Here is a 17622-nt window from a genome sequence, read left to right as displayed (position 1 = left end):
CCGCGCGGCGCTGCGCTGCTCCGTTGCCGTCGGGTGGCCGATCTCGTGGTGGACCACGATGGCCGTGGCCGCCCGTGGCGGGGACGATGGAGCCTACCGGGGGGCCGTCGTCGTTCCCGCATCGCACGCCGCACGCCTGTGCCCGCCGGACCCTGCAAGGGCCTGGTCGCGGCGCACCGCCGTCCGGCCGCGAGCCGGGGATTTTCCAGGAGGGGGCCAGCTTGACTGTCCTGCACACCGACCACGAACGCCGGGCCGTGCCCAGGCACGCTCCCGCGTCGGCGGGCCAGCGGATGGTGCCGCCGCAGCGTCCGATGTCCGCCCGGCACGTCGCCCCGTCCGCCGCTCCCCCGTCCAGCGGTGGCCGGACCAGCGTCGTCGTCCAGGCCGCGGACCCGATCTCGCGGGCCGGGGCGGAGGCGCAGCTGCGCCGTCACCCGGGGCTGGAGCTGTTGGATCCGGCGCCGGGTGCGCCGACCACACCGGGGGCGGTCACCGTGCTGCTGGCCGAGTCGGCGGACGCCGCCGTGATGGCGAACCTGCGGCGGCTGGTGCGCGGTGCCGAGCAGCGGGTGGTGCTGGTCGTCGAGCGGATGCGCGAGGCCGAGCTGCTGGAGGCGGTGGAGTGCGGCGTGGCCGCGATCATCTGGCGCCGGGAGGCCACCGCCGAGCGGCTGGGCCGGGCGGTGCTGGCGGCGGCCCGGGGTGACGGTGATCTGCCGGCGGACCTGCTGGGGCGGCTGATCAGCCAGGTGGGCCGGTTGCAGCGGAGCGTCCAGGGGATGCCGGGCCATGCGCCGTCGGGGCTGTCCGAGCGGGAGTCGGACGTGCTGCGGCTGGTCGCCGAGGGCTGGGACACGGGTGAGATCGCGGCCCGGTTGTCGTACTCCGAGCGCACGGTCAAGAACGTCCTGCACGGGTTGACGACCCGGCTGCAGTTGCGCAATCGGGCCCACGCGGTCGCCCACGCGGTCCGCGAGGGGTACATCTAGGCCCCGCGCCCGTCCTTCGGCCACCCGCCCGCCGCGTCCGTCCGCCGGCGCGGCGGGTGGCCGCTTTCCGGCCGCGGCGGGTGACCTGTTCCGCGGCCGCGGCGGGTACGGTGCGCGATGCCGGTGCGGCGGTGTCACGAACGAGTCGCCAAGATCTCACCTGCTGGAAACGTTTCGGGGCTACCCATCGGCCGGGTCGCGCGGCACACTTCTACGCGCGTACCTCTACGCGCGTCACCACACCTGACGACCCATTCGCCGTCCCCACCCGGGAGAGCCGTCCATGCCTCTGAACCGTCGTGACTTCGTCGCCCGGTCCGCCGCCACCGCCGCCGGCGCCGCCCTGGCCGGCGGCGCCGGCCTCGTCGCCGCCACGCCCGCCGCGGCGGCGGGCCCGGACGAGGCCCGCGCCAAGGGGCGGGCCAAGAAGCAGGCCTTCACCGTCATGGGCACCACCGACCTGCACGGCCGGGTGCTCAACTGGGACTACTTCACCGACGCGGTCTACGCCGACAAGGCGCACAACGAGGTCGGCCTCGCCAAGATCTCCACGCTGGCCAAGCAGGTCCGCGAGGAGAAGGGCTGGGACCGCACCCTGCTGATCGACGCCGGCGACACCATCCAGGGCACCCAGCTGACCTACTACTACGCCCGGGTCGACCCGATCGCCACCGAGGCAGACACCGCGCCCGAGCACCCGATGGCGCTCGCCATGAACACCATGGAGTACACGGCCGCGGCGCTCGGCAACCACGAGTTCAACTACGGCATCGACACCCTGCGCGCCTACGAGGAGCAGCTGGACTTCCCGCTGCTGGGCGCCAACGCGCTGAACGCCCGCACCGACAAGCCGGCCTTCCCGCCGTACGTGATCCGCAAGCTGCGGCTGGGCAACGGCCCGGCCCTCAAGGTCGGCATCCTGGGCCTGACCAACCCGGGCATCGCGATCTGGGACAAGGCGAACGTCGCCGGCAAGATGACCTTCCCCGGCATCGTGGAGACCGCGAAGGTCTGGGTGCCCAAGGTCCGCGCGGCCGGCGCGGACGTCGTCGTGGTGGCCTGCCACTCCGGCATGGACGAGGCCACCTCCTACGGCGACCAGCTGCCGTGGGCGGAGAACGCCTCGGTCGCGCTGGCCGAGCAGGTCGCGGGCATCGACGCCGTCCTGGTGGGCCACGCGCACAAGGAGATCCCGCAGCGGCTGGTCGTCAACAAGGAGACCGGCCGGACGGTCGTGCTCTCCGAGCCGCTCTGCTGGGGCCAGCGGCTGACCTGCTTCGACTTCGAGGTGGAGCTGGACAACGGCGCCTGGAAGGTGGTCTCGCTCTCCTCCCGGGTGCTGAACTCCAACACCGTCCCGGAGGACCCGGAGATCGTCGGCCTGATGACCGACCAGCACAAGAAGGTGGTCGAGTACGTCAACCAGGTCATCGGCACCGCGAAGATCGAGCTGTCGATCGCCGAGGCGCCGTTCCGGGACGTCCCGATCATCGACCTGATCGGCCGCGTCCAGGCCGACGTGGTCAAGGAGGCGCTGGCCGGCGGCCAGTACGCCAAGCTGCCGGTGCTCGCGCAGGCCGCGCCCTTCAACCGCACCGCCGTGATCCCGTCCGGCCAGGTCAAGCTGCGCGACGCGGCGGGCCTGTACATCTACGAGAACACCCTGGAGGCCCGCATCCTGACGGGCGCCCAGCTCAAGGACTACCTGGAGTTCTCGGCCCGGTACTACAACCAGCTCGCCCCGGACGCGCCGGTCGACAAGGCCACCCTGACCAACGCGCAGAACACCCCGGACTACAACTACGACTCGGTGTACGGCCTGGGCTACGACATCGACATCGCCCAGCCGGCCGGCTCGCGGATCGTCAACCTCACCTTCGAGGGCAAGCCGGTCGACCCCGCCGCCCAGTTCGTCCTCGCGGTGAACAACTACCGTGCCAACGGCGGCGGCAACTTCCCGCACGTCGCGGCCGCCCCGAAGGTGTGGGCCAACTCGGACGAGATCCGCAACGCGATGATCGCCTGGGTGAAGGCCCGGGGCGTCATCGACCCGGCCGACTTCGCCGCCGAGTCCTGGCGCCTGGTCCGGGCCGGCCGCCCGGTGTTCTGACCCCGCCCGCCCCACGACCGCCGCGACCGCCCCGCCACCCCTTCCCCGGTGGCGGGGCGCCCGCGTCCGGCCCGGCGGGCCCGTCGCGGTGGGAGGATGGCGGCATGACCGAGTTCCGTGTCCCCGAACGACATGCCCAGCTCCTGGCGTACGCGCAGGGCCTGACTCCGCCGTCGGGGTGGAAGATCGAGATCTCCGGCGACGAGATCATCATGATGGCGGGGCCGTCGGTGATCCACCAACGCAACCTGCTGATCGTCCGGGAGCAGTTCGACGCGCACCGGCCGTCCGACCTGATGCCCAGCGAGAACACCGACCTCGCCTCGCCGAACGTCGGCAAGCTGCGCAATCCGGACCTCACCTACATCCCGGTCTCGGTGGTCGAGCTCGGCGGCAACGACGTCCCGGCAGAGCTGGCGGCGATCGCGGTCGAGATCGTCTCGCCCTCGAATCCGGAGAACGACCTGGTCGGCAAGGTCCGCGACTACCCGCTGATGCAGATCCCGCTGTACCTGGTGATCGACCCGCGCGACGGCACGCTCACCCTCCACTCCGAACCCGGCAACGGCGTCTACCGCCGCCGGTGGAGCGGCGGGTTCGGCGACCGGGTGCCCGTCCCGGAGCCGTTCGCCTTCGAGCTCACCACCACCGAGCTGATCCGCTACCCCCGCTGAGCCCGGGCGCCCGCGCGGCGGGCGGGGGCCCCGCCGCCAGTGGTCCGGGTGGCGGGGCGCCCGCGTCCGGCCCGGCGGGCCCGAGGGGTCAGAACGGGAAGCGGCTGCGCCCGTGCTGGATGGAGATCCACTTCACCGTGGTGAAGGCGTCCACCGTGGACTCGCCGTTGAGGCGGCCCACCCCGGAGTTCTTCTCGCCGCCGAACGGCACCACGGCCTCGTCGGCGATGGTCCCGTCGTTGACGTGGATCATGCCGGTCTCGATCCGCTGCGCCACCCGCACACCGCGCTCCACGTCCGCCGTGTGCACGGCGCCGCTGAGCCCGAAGGGGGTGTCGTTGGCGATCCGGACCGCCTCGTCCTCGCCGTCGAACGGCACCACCAGGACGACCGGGCCGAAGAGTTCGCGCTGCAGGATCGGCGCGCCGGCCGGCAGGCCGCCGAGCACGACCGGGTCCATCAGGCTGCCGTTGGTCTCACCGCGCAGCAGGGCGGTGGCCCCGCCGGCGATCGCCTGGTCGACCTGGGCGGTGATGGCGTCGGCCTGCACCGGGTTGATCAGCGGGCCGATCTGGGTGGCCGGGTCCTTCGGGTCGCCGACCCGCAGCGTGGCGACCTTGCGGACGAACCGCTCGGTGAACTCCGCCTCGACGCTGCGGTCGACCAGCACCCGGTTGGCCGCCATGCAGACCTGGCCCTGGTGGGCGAAGCGGCTGAACACCGCGGCGTCGACCGCGTAGTCCAGGTCGGCGTCGTCGAGCACGATCAGCGCGCTGTTGCCGCCGAGCTCCAGCACCGTGCGCTTGAAGTGCGAGGCGGCGACGGTGGCGACGTGCCGGCCGACCTTGTCCGAGCCGGTGAAGGAGATCACCTTGGGGACGGGGTGCTCGATGAAGGCGTCCCCGATCTCGGCGATGTCGGTGATGACGACGTTCAGCAGACCGGCCGGCAGGCCCGCCTCCTCGAAGATCCTGGCGATCAGCGTGCCACCGACCACCGGGGTCTCCTGGTGCGGCTTGAGCACCACGCCGTTGCCGAGCGCGAGGGCCGGCGCGACCGCCTTCAGCGACAGGAACAGCGGGAAGTTGAACGGGCTGATCACACCGACCACGCCGACCGGGAGGCGGTACAGGCGGTTCTCCTTGCCCTCCACCGGCGAGGGCAGCAGCCGGCCCTCGGCGCGCAACGACAGCTGCATGGACTCGCGCAGCATGTCCTTGGTGAGGGAGAGTTCGAACCCGGCCTTGAGGGCGGTGCCGCCCAGCTCGGCCATGATCGCCTCGGTGATCTCCGCCTCGCGCTCCTCGACGATGCGCAGCGCGCGCTCGAAGACCAGCCGGCGCGCGTAGGGGTTGGTGGCGGCCCACTCCTTCTGCGCCCGCTCGGCCGCGCGGTACGCCCGGTCGACCTCCTCGACGGTGGCGACGGTGATGGTGGCGAGCTTGTCGCCGGTGTAGGGGTCGACGTCGACGATGTCCCAGGAGCCGCTGCCGGTCCGCCACTCGCCGTCGATGTACTGCAGCGCCAACTCGGAAAGGTACGACATCTGATCCCTCTCGTGCTGATTCGGGAAAGCTGCGGGAAAGCCCGCAGGCTCTCCTCGATCAGATCTGATCAGGGCTCATCGTACTGACGCCTCACAGTTCTTGGCGTACGGAGCGAAGAAGTTCCCGGGTCAGCTCGGGGGTGAGGCTGTCGGCCACCAGACCGTCCGCCGCGCCGGAGTACTCGGCCACCTCGGCGGGTTTGTCCAGGTAGAGCGCGGTGGTGAACTGCTCCAGGTAGACGACGTCCGCGAGCTCCGGTTCGGCGAAGCTCAGTACCGAGAAGGCGCCGCCCTCGGCGCGCAGCCCGCCGAAGCGCAGCGGCATCACCTGGAGCACGACGTTGGGCAGTTCGGTCAGCTCCAGCAGCCGGTCGATCTGCGCCCGCATCAGCTCGGGCCCGCCCCAGGGGCGGCGCAGTGCGGCCTCGTCCAGGACGGCGAGCAGTCGCGGCGCCCGGTCGGCGGTGAGCACCCGCTGGCGTTTCAGCCGGACCTCGACCCGCCGCTCGACCTCGTCGGCCTCGGTGACGTGGCCGCCGTGGGTGATCACCGCCCGCGCGTAGTCGGCGGTCTGCAGCAGCCCGTGGACGAACTGCACCTCGTAGCTGCGGATCTCGGTGGCGGCCTCCTCCAGGCCGAGGTAGGTCTGGAACCAGCCCGGCAGCACGTCGCCGTAACCGTGCCACCAGGACGTCGCGTTGGCGTCGCGGACCAGCCCGAGCACCGAGGCCCGCTCCTGCTCGGCCTCGACCCCGTACAGCGTGAGCAGGTCGGCGACGTCGCGCTCCTTGAAGCCGACCCGGCCGAGTTCCATCCGGCTGATCTTCGACTCGGAGGCGCGGATCGAGTACCCGGCCTCCTCCCGGCTGACGCCTCTGGCCTCCCGCAGCCTTCGCAGTTGGGACCCCAGTAGCAGGCGCCGTACCGTGGCACCTCCGCCTGCCTGAGTCATGCTCATCGCGTCACCCTCCGCACGTCGCGCAGCCCCCCGGCCGTCGGCCGCAGTCTGCCATCTGACACGGACAAACAACAGTCCGTCAGCGATCGCGTTCCAGGCGTAGCAGCCCGGGTACCGCGGCCAGGCTCAGGACCAGCAGGAACAGCCACGGCCAGGCGGCGCCGCGCCCCAGCAGCAGGGTGAGCAGGGCGGGAGCGACGGCCTGGCCGATGTTCCAGGACAGTTGGTAGACCGCCAGGTAGCGGCCGCGCAGCGCGGGTTCGGCGAGCGAGACGCTGAGCTCCTCCCGGAAGGGGGTGGCCATGGTCTCGGCGAGGTTGTAGAGGAACATCGCGGCGTAGAGCGCGGCGAGGACGGCCCAGCCGGGGGCGGCGGCCACCAGGGCGAAGGCCCCGAAGGCGAGGGCGTTGAGGAGCGAGGCGGCGGTGAGCACCCTGGTCGGCCGGAACCGCTCCAGCCGCCCGGCCACCAGGTTGCCGGTGAGGACGACCTGGAGGCCGTTGAGCACCAGCAGCGAACCGGCCACCCAGGCCTCGCGGTGCAGGCCCTCGGTGAGGTAGACGGCGAGCAGCATGCTCAGGATCATCGAGCCGAAGACGAAGGTGAGGTTGACGGCGACCAGCAGCAGGTACCGGCGGTCGCGCAGCACCGCGCGGTAGCCGCCCGCCTCCTCGGCCGGGGCCGCCTCGTCCGCCGGGGCCGCCTCCTCCGCGGGCGCGGCCGCCGGGGCCGGCCGCCAGGTGGCCAGCAGGACGGTCGCGACGACGTAGCTGACGCCGTTGAGCGCCACCAGCAGCCGCAGGCTCCCGGTGCCGCCGCCGGCCACCAGGAGGGCGCCCAGCGCCCCGCCGAGGCCGAGCCCGGCGTTGCGCAGCGTCTGCACCAGCGCGAACCAGCGGGTTCGCTCCCCCTCGGCGGAGGCCAGCACCACCAGGCCGGTGCTGGCGGTCCAGTAGGCGACGTGACCGATCTGGGCGAGCAGGCAGACCAGCACGATCTGCCAGAGCTGCTGGGCGAGCAGGTAGCCGCCGAAGGCGAGCGCGGAGAGCGCGTTGCCGGCGGCCGCCACCACCCGGGCCCCGTAGCGGTCGATCAGCGGGCCGACGCCGATCGCGGTGGGCAGGGCGAGCAGCCGGGCGGCGGTGATCGCGGCGCCGACGGCGGCGACGGCCAGGCCGGTGGTGCGGGCGAAATAGACGAGGGTGAAGGCGAGGATCAGCCCGGTGCCGAGGCTGTCGATCAGGTGGGCGCCGACCAGCCCGGTCCGGCCGGAGGTGTCCGGCAGGCCCAGTCGGTCGCGCAGCGGGGCGGGTGTGGCGGTCGCGGTGGTCATGGCCCCAGGTTCTCGGGCATGATCATCCCTGCCCAGAGATTCCATCCTGCTCGAATCCTCGCCGGAGGCCGCCATGCTCGTCTGGGAGTTCTCGGCCCAGGACCTCGCCCGGACGCGCTTCGCCTGCTCCCCGCTGTCCGAGGTCGCCACCAGCGTCGAGGTGCTGAAGGAGCCGGGCCGGCACGCCGTCCACCTGCCGTGGGTGCGGCAGGCCCGGCGGCGGCTGGAGGGCGTCGGCTGGGAGCTGCTGTCCGAGCTGATCCGGCTGCCCACGGTGTACGTACCGGACTTCCTGACCCCGGTGCCGACCCACTCCTCGCCCACCATCGAGCAGTCGGTGGCCGCGCTGGCCGCCACCGACCCGGCCGTCGTCCGCCGGGACCTCGACCGGCTCGGCGGGGAGCTCCCGCCACTGGTCGCCGAACTGCGGGCCGATCCGGAGGCGGGCACGGCCCGGCTGGCCGCCGAGGTGCGGGCCTACTGGACGGCGGCGATCGCCCCCCACTGGCCGCGCATCCAGCGCCTCACCGAGGGCGAGATCCTGCGGCGGGCCCGCCAGATGTCGACGGGCGGCCCGGCCGCGCTCTTCGCCGACCTGCACCCCCAGGTGAGCTGGGAGCGCGACACCCTGCGGATCGACCACCGCCGGGTGGACGTGCAGCGACGGCTGGACGGCGAGCGGGGCCTGGTCCTGGCCCCCACCGTGTTCGCCTGGCCGGGCGTCTTCTCCCAGCAGAACCCGCCCTGGCAGCCCGGCCTGGTCTACCCGCCGCGGGGGGTGGCCACGCTCTGGGAGACCTCCGGCGCCACCGTGCCCGACGGCCTGGCCCGGGTGATCGGGCGGACCAGGGCCCGGCTGCTCGCCGAACTCGACGCACCCGCCTCGACCACCGAACTCGCCGCCCGGACCGGCCTGTCGGCCGCCAACGTGTCGCACCACCTCACGGCCCTGCGCGGAGCGGGCCTGGCCGCCCGCCACCGCGCCGGCCGCACCGTCCTCTACCTGCGCACCGAGGCTGCGGAACTGCTGCTGCGCGGCTGAGCCCCGAGAACCGCCGCCGCGCGGCTGAGGCACGAAGACCGCCGCGCGGCCGTGGCCCGGAACCGCCGCGGCCTCCGGCCCGTCCAAGCGCCATGCGCCGACGCCGCCCGAGCCCCGCCGCCCTGCTGCTCACCGTGCTGGCCCTCACGGCCCTGGTGTTCGCCGTCCTGACGGTCACCGCCGGGGGGAACGAGCGGGGGCTGCCGCCCCGGCCCGGCGATCCGGGCCTCCCCCGCCCCACCGTCACGATCGCCCCGGCGACGCCCCGGGTCTGAACCGCCACCGCGGCGGGCGCACGAAAGCGGCACCTGCCCTCAACTTGGTCGGGGAGAGGGCAGGCGCCGTGGGACCGCGTTTGGCCCGGCGACACTGGCGGGAGGAGCGGCTCGTACTCCCGGCGTTGCGGTGCCGGGCGCTCTGGGGGTGGACGGGTCCACCGGCGGGAGTGGCCGCCGGCGGTCCGGCCGGGGTCAGACCACCAGCGGGCGGTCCGTCGGGCGGATCGGGGCGGGCAGCGGGGTCTTGCCGCCCAGGTACTTGTCCACCGCGGCGGCGGCCGAACGGCCCTCCGCGATGGCCCAGACGATCAGCGACTGGCCACGACCGGCGTCCCCGCAGACGTAGACGCCATCGACATTGGTGGCGAACTTCCCGTCCCGGGCCACATTACCCCTAGCGTCCAGGTCGACGCCAAGCTGCTCGACCAGGCCGTTCTTCACGTCCGTGCCGGTGAAGCCCATGGCCAGGGTGACCAGCTGGGCCGGGATCGCCCGCTCGGTGCCGGGGACCGGCTCGAAGCGGCCGTCCCGGAACTCGACCTCGACCAGGTGCAGCTCCTGGACGTTGCCGTCCTCGTCGCCCGTGAAGTGGGTGGTGTTGACGGCGTAGACCCGCTCGCCGCCCTCCTCGTGGGCCGAGGTGACCTTGTAGGTCATCGGCATGGTCGGCCAGGGCTGGTGGCCGGGGCGCTCGTCGCTGGGGCGCGGCATGATCTCCAGCTGGGTGACCGAGGCCGCCCCCTGGCGCAGCGCGGTGCCGAGGCAGTCCGCGCCGGTGTCGCCGCCGCCGATGACGATGACGTGCTTGCCCTTGGCGCTGATCGGCGAGTCGACGAAGTCGCCCTCCTGCACCTTGTTGGCCAGCGGCAGGTACTCCATCGCCTGGTGGATGCCCTTGAGCTCGCGCCCGGGCACCGGCAGGTCGCGGGCGGTCGTCGCACCGGCGGCCACGACCACCGCGTCGAAGCGCTCGCGCAGCTGCTGGCCGGTGATGTCCTCGCCCACGTGGACGCCGGTGCGGAACCGGGTGCCCTCCGCCCGCATCTGCTCGATGCGGCGGTTGATGTGGCGCTTCTCCATCTTGAACTCGGGGATGCCGTAGCGCAGCAGGCCGCCGACGCGGTCGGCGCGCTCGTACACCACCACGGTGTGCCCGGCCCGGGTGAGCTGCTGGGCGACGGCCAGGCCGGCCGGGCCGGAGCCCACCACGGCGACCGTCTTGCCGGAGAGCCGCTCGGGGATCTGCGGCGTGACGCCGCCCCGGTCCCAGGCCTTGTCGATGATGGTGACCTCGACGTTCTTGATGGTCACCGCGTCCTGGTTGATGCCCAGCACGCACGCGGACTCGCAGGGAGCCGGGCAGAGCCGCCCGGTGAACTCCGGGAAGTTGTTGGTCGCGTGCAGCCGCTCGATCGCGCCGACGAAGTCGTCCCGGTAGGCCAGGTCGTTCCACTCGGGGATGAGGTTCCCGAGCGGGCAGCCGTTGTGGCAGAACGGGATGCCGCAGTCCATGCAGCGGCCGGCCTGCTTGCTGATGATCGGCAGGAGGCTGCGTTCGACGTAGACCTCGTTCCAGTCCCGCAGACGGACGTCCACGGGCCGGCGCTCGGCCAGCTGCTTGCCGGTGGTCAGGAAGCCCTTGGGGTCAGCCACGTGCCGCCTCCATCATCTTGCGAGTGGTCTCGGACTCGGAGAGTCCATCGCGCTCAGCGGCGTCCTTGGCGGCGAGCACAGCCTTGTAGTCGGTCGGCATGATCGTGGAGAAGCGGGAGACCCCGCTGCCCCAGTCGGCCAGGAGCTCGGCGGCGACGGTGGAGCCGGTCTCCTCGTAGTGCTGCTGCACGGTCTCCCGCAGCCATTCGCGGTCGGCGGCACTCGGGGCCTCGATGCCCACCATGCCGTCGTTGACGTTCGCGGGCCGCAGGTCCAGCACGTAGGCGACGCCGCCGGACATGCCCGCCGCCAGGTTGCGCCCGGTCTCGCCGAGGATGACGACCCGGCCGCCGGTCATGTACTCCAGACCGTGGTCGCCGACGCCCTCGACCACCAGGGTGGCACCGGAGTTGCGGACGGCGAAGCGCTCGCCGGCCTTGCCGCGCAGGTGCACGCGGCCGCTGGTGGCGCCGTAGCCGATGGTGTTGCCGGCGATCACGTGGCTCTGCGCGTCGGCGCCGATCGCGGCCGCCTCGCGGGCCGGGCGGACGATCACCACGCCGCCGGAGAGGCCCTTGCCGACGTAGTCGTTGGCGTCGCCCTCCAGGCGCAGCGTGATGCCCTTCGGCAGGAAGGCGCCGAACGACTGCCCGGCCGAGCCGGTGAAGGTGACGTCGATGGTCCCCTCCGGCAGGCCCTCGCCGCGGTACCGCTTGGTCACCTCGTGGCCGAGCATGGTGCCGACCGTGCGGTTGACGTTGCGGATCGGCAGCTGGATGCGGACGGCGTCGCCGCGCTCCAGGGCGTCCTGGGCGAGGTCGATCAGCTGGTTGTCCAGCGCCTTGTCGAGCGCGTGGTCCTGCGTGGTGGTGCGGTGCAGGGCCGCGCCCTCGGGCAGCTCGGGGACGTGGAACAGCGGCGCCAGGTCGAGCCCGGCGGCCTTCCAGTGCTCGATCGCGGCCTGGGCGTTGATGTGCTCGGCGTGGCCGACCGCTTCCTCGATCGAGCGGAAGCCCAGCTCGGCGAGGATCTCGCGGACCTCCTCGGCGATGAACTCGAAGAAGTTGACGACGAACTCGGGCTTGCCGGAGAAGCGCTCGCGCAGCACCGGGTTCTGGGTGGCGACGCCGACCGGGCAGGTGTCCAGGTGGCAGACGCGCATCATGATGCAGCCGGAGACGACCAGCGGGGCGGTGGCGAAGCCGAACTCCTCGGCGCCCAGCAGCGCGGCGATGACGACGTCGCGGCCGGTCTTCAGCTGGCCGTCGGTCTGCACCACGATGCGGTCGCGCAGGCCGTTGAGCAGCAGGGTCTGCTGGGTCTCGGCGAGGCCGAGCTCCCAGGGACCGCCCGCGTGCTTGAGCGAGGTGAGCGGCGAGGCGCCGGTGCCGCCGTCGTGGCCGGAGACCAGCACGACGTCCGCGTGCGCCTTGGAGACGCCGGCCGCGACCGTGCCGACGCCGACCTCGGAGACCAGCTTCACGTGGATGCGGGCCGCCGGGTTGGCGTTCTTGAGGTCGTGGATCAGCTGGGCGAGGTCCTCGATGGAGTAGATGTCGTGGTGCGGCGGCGGGGAGATCAGGCCGACACCCGGGGTGGAGTGCCGGGTCTTGGCGACCCACGGGTAGACCTTGTGGCCGGGCAGCTGGCCGCCCTCGCCGGGCTTGGCGCCCTGGGCCATCTTGATCTGGATGTCGTCCGCGTTGACCAGGTACTCGGAGGTGACGCCGAACCGGCCGGAGGCGACCTGCTTGATCGCCGAGCGGCGCTCGGGGTCGTAGAGGCGGTCCGGGTCCTCGCCGCCCTCACCGGTGTTGGACTTGCCGCCGAGCCGGTTCATCGCGATGGCCAGCGTCTCGTGCGCCTCCAGCGAGATGGAGCCGTAGGACATGGCACCGGTGGAGAAGCGCTTGACGATCTCGGAGACCGGCTCGACCTCGTCGACGGAGATCGGGGTGCGGCCGAGGGTGTCGAGGCGGAACAGGCCGCGCAGCGTCATCAGGCGCTCGGACTGCTCGTTCACCCGGTCGGTGTACTGCTTGAAGATGTCGTACCGGCGGTTGCGGGTGGAGTGCTGCAGCCGGAAGACGGTGTCCGGGTCGAACAGGTGCGGCTCGCCCTCGCGGCGCCACTGGTACTCGCCGCCGATCTCCAGCGCGCGGTGCGCGGCGGGGATGCCGGAGGCGGGGTACGCCTTGGCGTGGCGGGCGGCCACCTCCTTGGCGATCTCGTCGAGGCCGATGCCGCCGAGCTTGGTGGTGGTGCCCGCGAAGTAGGCGCCGACCAGCTCCTGGGAGAGGCCGATCGCCTCGAAGACCTGCGCGCCGCGGTAGGAGGCGACGGTGGAGATGCCCATCTTGGACATGACCTTGAGCACGCCCTTGCCGAGCGCCTTGATCAGGTTCTTGATGGCCCGCTCGGGCTCGACGCCCTCGATGAAGACTCCCTGGGCGACGAGGTCCTCGACGGACTCCATGGCCAGGTACGGGTTGACCGCGCCGGCGCCGTAGCCGATCAGCAGCGCGACGTGGTGCACCTCGCGGACGTCGCCGGCCTCGACCAGCAGCGACACCTGGGTGCGCTGCTTGGTGCGGATCAGGTGGTGGTGGATCGCGGAGGTGAGCAGCAGCGAGGGGATCGGCGCGTGCTCGGCGTCCGAGTGCCGGTCCGAGAGCACCACGATCCGGGCGCCGTCGGCGATCGCGGCGTCGGCCTCGGCGGCGATCTCGGCCAGCCGCGCGGCCAGGCCCTCGCCGCCGGTGGCGACCTTGTACAGGCCGGAGAGCGTGACGGCCTTGAGGCCGGGCTGGTCCCCGTCGTGGTTGATGTGGACGAGCTTGGCCAGCTCGTCGTTGTCGATCACCGGGAAGGTGATGCCGACCGAGCGGCAGGAGGCGGCCTCGGCGGTCAGCAGGTTGCCCTCGGGGCCGAGGTTGCTCAGCAGCGAGGTGACGAGCTCCTCGCGGATGGCGTCCAGCGGCGGGTTGGTGACCTGCGCGAAGAGCTGCACGAAGTAGTCGAACAGCAGCCGCGGCTTCTCGGAGAGCGCCGCGATCGGGCTGTCGGTGCCCATCGAGCCGAGCGCCTCGCCACCGGTGCGGGCCATCGGCGCGAGGATGACCCGCAGCTCCTCCTCGGTGTACCCGAAGGTCTGCTGGCGGCGGGTCACCGACGCGTGGGTGTGCGCGATGTGCTCGCGCTCGGGCAGCTTGGCGAGCTGGATCTGGCCGCCGTCGACCCACTCCGCGTAGGGGTGCTCGGACGCCAGCGCGGACTTGATCTCCTCGTCCTCGACGATGCGGTGCTCCGCGGTGTCGATGAGGAACATCTTGCCGGGCTGCAGCCGGCCCTTGCGGGCGACCTTCTCCTGCTCGATGTCGAGCACGCCGACCTCGGAGGAGAGGACGACCAGGCCGTCCTCGGTGATCCAGTAGCGGGCCGGGCGCAGGCCGTTGCGGTCCAGCACGGCGCCGATCTGGGTGCCGTCGGTGAAGGTGACGCAGGCCGGGCCGTCCCAGGGCTCCATCAGGTTGGAGTGGTACTGGTAGAACGCGCGGCGGGCCGGCTCCATGGTGGCGTGGTTCTCCCACGCCTCCGGGATCATCATCAGCACCGAGTGCGGCAGCGAGCGTCCGCCGAGGTGGAGCAGCTCCAGGACCTCGTCGAAGGAGGCCGAGTCGGAGTGGTCCGGGGTGCAGATCGGGAAGATCCGGTCGAGCCCCTGCCCGTTCTTGTTGGCCGGGATGAGGTCGGTGGCGAGCTGGGACTCGCGGGCGGTCATCCAGTTCCGGTTGCCCTTGACCGTGTTGATCTCGCCGTTGTGCGCGACGAAGCGGTACGGGTGGGCGAGCGGCCAGCTCGGGAAGGTGTTGGTGGAGAAGCGCGAGTGCACCAGGCCGAGCGCGGAGGCGTAGAGCCGGTCCGACAGGTCGGGGAAGAAGGGCTCCAGCTGGCCGGTGGTCAGCATGCCCTTGTAGACGATGGTGCGCGCGGAGAGCGACGGGAAGTACACGCCGGCCTCGCGCTCGGAGCGCTTGCGGACGACGAAGGCGAGCCGGTCGAGGGTGATGCCCTCGCTGCCGTCCTTGGCCAGGAACACCTGGCGGAAGCGCGGCATCACCGAGCGGGCGGTGGCGCCCAGCAGGTCGGGGGTGACCGGGACGTCGCGCCAGCCGAGGACGGTGAGGTCCTCCTCCGCGGCGATGGCCTCGATCTGCGCGACGGCGGCGGCGGCGGCCGCGTCCTCGTCGGGCAGGAAGGCGATGCCGACCGCGTAGGAGCCGGCGGCGGGCAGCTCGAAGGAGACCTTGGCGCGCAGGAAGGCGTCGGGGACCTGGGTCAGGATGCCCGCGCCGTCACCGGAGTCCGGCTCGGCGCCGGTGGCACCCCGGTGCTCCAGGTTGCGCAGGACGGTGAGCGCCTGCTCGACGATCGTGTGGTCGGCGATGCCGGTCAGCGTGGCGACGAAGCCGACGCCACAGGCGTCGTGCTCGTTCCTCGGGTCGTACAGGCCCTGAGCAGCAGGTCGCGCATCCGGAACGAGCGCGTACGGCGGGCGGGCGGCGCCGGCCTGGGGCTCGTTGGCGGAGTGCATGGATGCAGACAGCATCGGCTCTCCCGTCGTCGTCTTGAGCAATGAGCTTCGTGCAATAGGGACGACGTTGGCCCTCTGCGATTTCGTGCAGGTTACATGATGCCGGAGATCCCGAGAAGTGGAACATCTCGTCCATATGGCGGACATGACCCCAGGTCAGGGGCTATTACCGGCGAGTAGTGCGAGCGGGAGGAGTCGGTTTGCCGACTGCGCGCTCCCTCCAGTGTGCCCGTGCCGCGGAGGACCGAAACGGGACCGAAATCCCCCGTCGACAAGATCGCCACGAGCGCGCCTGCGATTCGATCCTCCGGGGCCGATCGGACCGAAGGAATCCTCGGACCGGCGGCTCTTCGGCCGATACTAGGACGACCGCGCATCCGGGCCTATGTGCGGAACGTCACGCGCTGCACGGCATAACCATGCAGCCTGCTGTGGCAATCGACGATTCCCCCGCCCCGGCCGCCACAGAGCACCGGCGGGCCCCGGTCAGCGGCCCCGGTCAGCCGACCTGCCCGCCGATGAGCATGCCCAGCAGATACGTCACCGCGGCCGCCGCCCCGCCCAGCACCAGCTGCCGCAGCCCGCTGAACCACCAGGTCCGCGCCGTCACCCGGGCGACCACCGCACCGCAGAGGAAGAGGCCGCCCGTCGCGAGCAGCACCGCGGGCAGCAGCGAGGTCGCGCCCAGCAGGTACGGCAGCAGCGGCAGCAGCGCGCCGACCGCGAAGCAGACGAACGAGGACCCGGCCGCGACCCACGGCGAGGGCAGGTCGTTGGGGTCCACCCCCAGCTCCTCCCGGGCGTGGACCTCCAGGGTCCGCTCCGGATCCGCGGAGAGCTGCCGGGCCACCTCGCGCGCCAGCTCCGGATCGACCCCGCGCGAGGCGTAGAGCTCGGCCAGCTCGGCCAGCTCGCCCTGCGGGTTGCGGCGCAGCTCCAGCCGCTCGGCCTCGATCTCCGCCTGCACCAGCTCGCGCTGCGAGGCCACCGAGGTGTACTCCCCCGCCGCCATCGAGCAGGCACCGGCCGCCAGACCGGCGAGGCCGGTGATCACCACCGTGCCACTGGAGGCCGCGCCCCCGACGACGCCGGTCATCAGCGCGAAGTTGGAGACCAGCCCGTCCATCGCACCGAACACCGCCGGCCGCAGCCAGCCGCCGTTCACATCGCGGTGGTGCCCTGCGGCGGGCACGCGGGGGTGTTGCCCGGCCTCGGGTTCAAGGGTGGTCACGCTCACGGTCCCGGGTCTCCGTCCGATCGTCCGACGACCCGAACGTAGTCCTTCCGGCCTGGGCACTTCCAGCAAAGTAAGGCTGTCCGAACACAGCTCCGGCCGCCCTCCGCGGAAGTCGGGAGAACGGCCGGTGGCAGGGGAAAGAGCTGGTCAGGTGAGGTTCTTGGCGTCCTTGTCGGCACTCCCGGCGACGGACCGGGCCGACTCGCCGTCCACCTTTTTGTCCGAGGGGCGAGACGCCGCCGGGCTGTCACCCGAGGAACCCGGAGCCTCCACGGGCTCGGCGGCGTCGGACGGGCCGGTCGCGGTCGGGTCGATGGTCGCCGGGTCCTCCCGGCCGGGGTGCTTCTTGCCGACGATCACGAGGTAGACGACGGCGGAGATGAAGACCGCGATCGCCACCCAGTCGTTGAGCCGCAGCCCGAAGAAGGTGTGCGCCTCGTCGATCCGCAGCCACTCGGTCCAGAACCGGCCGACCGTGTACGCGGCCACGTACAGCGCGAAGGCCCGGCCGTGGCCGAGGGTGAACCGGCGGTCCGCCCAGATCACCAGCGCCGCGACGCCCACGCACCAGAGCGACTCGTAGAGGAAGGTCGGGTGGTAGATCCCGGTGACCACCTCGCCGTTGGGCAGCGTCTTGTCGATCTCCAGGCCCCACGGCAGCGTGGTCTCCCGGCCGTACAGCTCCTGGTTGAACCAGTTGCCCCAGCGGCCGAGCGCCTGGGCCAGCGCGATGCCCGGCGCGATGGCGTCGGCGTAGGCGGGCAGCGGCACGCCCCGGCGGCGGGCACCGATCCAGGCACCGACCGCGCCCAACGCGATCGCACCCCAGATCCCGAGGCCGCCCTCCCAGATCTTGAAGGCGTTCCAGGGGTTCTTCCCCTCGCCGAAGTAGAGCTGGTTGTCGGTGATCACGTGGTAGAGCCGGCCGCCGACCAGGCCGAACGGCACGGCCCAGACGGCGATGTCGCCGACCGTGTGCTTGCCGCCACCACGGGCGACCCAGCGCTTGCTGCCGAGCCAGACGGCGACGACGACACCGAGGATGATGCAGAAGGCGTAGGCGCGCAGCGGGATCGGTCCGATGTAGAGGACACCCCGCGACGGGCTGGGAATGTAGGCGATATCCATGGCAGCTCCGACGCTACAGGGTCGGCGGCCCGCCCCGGTCACCCCGCGGGTCACAGATCCCGAACAACAGGGTGCCG

Annotated in this window: 12 protein-coding genes; 5 read left to right on the top strand and 7 right to left on the bottom strand. The window is 72.1% G+C overall.

The genetic code is table 11. The features are described 5' to 3' along the window. The first annotated feature begins 314 nt into the window (after positions 1–314). From ACIF6L_RS08400 to ACIF6L_RS08390, 3 genes are all read left to right on the top strand, one after another. Complete coding sequence (locus ACIF6L_RS08400) at positions 315–992, top strand: response regulator transcription factor (protein ID WP_329492076.1); 678 nt, start codon at positions 315–317, stop codon at positions 990–992. A gap of 283 nt (positions 993–1275) precedes the next feature. Beyond that, positions 1276–3102 carry a 5'-nucleotidase C-terminal domain-containing protein gene (locus tag ACIF6L_RS08395; protein ID WP_359802444.1) on the top strand — a complete coding sequence of 609 codons (1827 nt, stop codon included), beginning with the start codon at positions 1276–1278 and terminating at the stop codon, positions 3100–3102. 104 nt (positions 3103–3206) lie between these two features. Continuing rightward, positions 3207–3776, top strand: a complete 570-nt coding sequence (locus ACIF6L_RS08390; RefSeq protein WP_329487197.1) for a Uma2 family endonuclease — start codon at positions 3207–3209, stop codon at positions 3774–3776. A gap of 88 nt (positions 3777–3864) precedes the next feature. Here the strand turns inward: ACIF6L_RS08390 and ACIF6L_RS08385 are convergent, their stop codons facing one another. From ACIF6L_RS08385 to ACIF6L_RS08375, 3 genes are all read right to left on the bottom strand, one after another. Next, positions 3865–5322, bottom strand: coding sequence for an aldehyde dehydrogenase family protein (locus ACIF6L_RS08385; protein ID WP_329487198.1), 1458 nt, complete (start codon positions 5320–5322; stop codon positions 3865–3867). Between the two features lie 91 nt (positions 5323–5413). After that, a complete protein-coding gene (locus ACIF6L_RS08380) occupies positions 5414–6280 on the bottom strand; it encodes a helix-turn-helix transcriptional regulator (protein ID WP_359802450.1) in 867 nt (288 codons plus the stop codon). A 79-nt stretch (positions 6281–6359) separates the two neighbouring features. Further along, on the bottom strand, positions 6360–7613 hold the full coding sequence (locus tag ACIF6L_RS08375; protein WP_396486847.1) for an MFS transporter: 1254 nt from the start codon (positions 7611–7613) through the stop codon (positions 6360–6362). A 73-nt stretch (positions 7614–7686) separates the two neighbouring features. Between ACIF6L_RS08375 and ACIF6L_RS08370 the strand changes: the two genes are divergently transcribed. Next, a complete protein-coding gene (locus tag ACIF6L_RS08370; protein WP_359802455.1) occupies positions 7687–8655 on the top strand; it encodes a DUF5937 family protein in 969 nt (322 codons plus the stop codon). Between the two features lie 92 nt (positions 8656–8747). After that, entirely contained in the window at positions 8748–8930 is a 183-nt protein-coding gene (locus tag ACIF6L_RS08365; RefSeq protein WP_359834300.1) for a hypothetical protein, read from the top strand. 195 nt (positions 8931–9125) lie between these two features. On the opposite strand, the gene ACIF6L_RS08360 is transcribed toward ACIF6L_RS08365, so the two are convergent. From ACIF6L_RS08360 to lgt, 4 genes are all read right to left on the bottom strand, one after another. Beyond that, the gene (locus ACIF6L_RS08360) at positions 9126–10586 is read right to left on the bottom strand and encodes a glutamate synthase subunit beta (RefSeq protein WP_329487202.1); all 1461 of its coding nucleotides are present in this window, start codon (positions 10584–10586) and stop codon (positions 9126–9128) included. Continuing rightward, positions 10579–15180, bottom strand: a complete 4602-nt coding sequence (gene gltB / locus ACIF6L_RS08355) for a glutamate synthase large subunit (RefSeq protein ID WP_359834394.1) — start codon at positions 15178–15180, stop codon at positions 10579–10581. Before gltB ends, ACIF6L_RS08360 begins: the two co-directional genes overlap by 8 nt. 499 nt (positions 15181–15679) lie before the next feature. Then, on the bottom strand, positions 15680–16411 hold the full coding sequence (locus ACIF6L_RS08350; protein WP_329487203.1) for a VIT1/CCC1 transporter family protein: 732 nt from the start codon (positions 16409–16411) through the stop codon (positions 15680–15682). Between the two features lie 153 nt (positions 16412–16564). After that, a complete protein-coding gene (gene lgt, locus ACIF6L_RS08345; protein WP_396486848.1) occupies positions 16565–17545 on the bottom strand; it encodes a prolipoprotein diacylglyceryl transferase in 981 nt (326 codons plus the stop codon). Positions 17546–17622: the final 77 nt, after the last annotated feature.

The sequence above is a fragment of the Kitasatospora sp. NPDC086009 genome, assembly GCF_044540385.1.
In the GTDB taxonomy this organism is placed as follows: domain Bacteria; phylum Actinomycetota; class Actinomycetes; order Streptomycetales; family Streptomycetaceae; genus Kitasatospora.
Note: the sequence above shows the minus strand (reverse complement) of the source record. Positions and strands in the feature narration are given on the sequence as shown.

Coding starts and splice junctions, on each gene's coding strand:
- ACIF6L_RS08400 (WP_329492076.1), top strand. CDS start 315: ATGTCCGCCCGGCACGTCGCCCCGTCCGCCGCTCCCCCGTCCAGCGGT.
- ACIF6L_RS08395 (WP_359802444.1), top strand. CDS start 1,276: ATGCCTCTGAACCGTCGTGACTTCGTCGCCCGGTCCGCCGCCACCGCC.
- ACIF6L_RS08390 (WP_329487197.1), top strand. CDS start 3,207: ATGACCGAGTTCCGTGTCCCCGAACGACATGCCCAGCTCCTGGCGTAC.
- ACIF6L_RS08385 (WP_329487198.1), bottom strand. CDS start 5,322: ATGTCGTACCTTTCCGAGTTGGCGCTGCAGTACATCGACGGCGAGTGG.
- ACIF6L_RS08380 (WP_359802450.1), bottom strand. CDS start 6,280: ATGAGCATGACTCAGGCAGGCGGAGGTGCCACGGTACGGCGCCTGCTA.
- ACIF6L_RS08375 (WP_396486847.1), bottom strand. CDS start 7,613: ATGACCACCGCGACCGCCACACCCGCCCCGCTGCGCGACCGACTGGGC.
- ACIF6L_RS08370 (WP_359802455.1), top strand. CDS start 7,687: ATGCTCGTCTGGGAGTTCTCGGCCCAGGACCTCGCCCGGACGCGCTTC.
- ACIF6L_RS08365 (WP_359834300.1), top strand. CDS start 8,748: ATGCGCCGACGCCGCCCGAGCCCCGCCGCCCTGCTGCTCACCGTGCTG.
- gltB (WP_359834394.1), bottom strand. CDS start 15,180: ATGCACTCCGCCAACGAGCCCCAGGCCGGCGCCGCCCGCCCGCCGTAC.
- lgt (WP_396486848.1), bottom strand. CDS start 17,545: ATGGATATCGCCTACATTCCCAGCCCGTCGCGGGGTGTCCTCTACATC.